Genomic DNA, 349 nt, shown 5'->3' with positions numbered 1-349 from the left:
CGCTCCCGGCCACGCCATGCCGTTCCATTGGAATTGCGGATTCACCAGCATGTCCAGCTGCTGACGCACCAGCGTGACACTTTCCGCGGGCGCATTCGCCACGGCGGCCATCACCCCGGCCGGGCCGTGCGGCGCAGCATTGGGCGGTGAGCCGTTGCTCAGCGCAGCGAGGGTGGCGTCGGCCCCCTGCGCGCCTGGCAATACGCTGCTCGTTGTGTGCGCCACGCTTGCGGCATGCGCCAACGCGTTGGCCGTGTTGGGCAGATTGGCGCTCGCATGCAGACCGCTATCGGCTGCCTCGCCCGTTGCCGGTGGCGCAACGACGCCGGGCGACGCGGCACCGGAGGCG

General features: G+C 70.8%; 1 pseudogene. It reads right to left on the bottom strand.

Features of this window, described 5'->3' with window-relative positions:
* A pseudogene (locus A985_RS28510) lies at positions 1 to 349 on the bottom strand (flagellar hook-length control protein FliK); the annotation flags it as partial.

Source organism: Pandoraea sp. B-6 (assembly GCF_000282835.1).
Lineage (GTDB): Bacteria > Pseudomonadota > Gammaproteobacteria > Burkholderiales > Burkholderiaceae > Pandoraea > Pandoraea cepalis.
The sequence above is the reverse complement of the archived record's forward strand: the minus strand, read 5'-3'. Positions and strand labels throughout refer to the sequence as shown.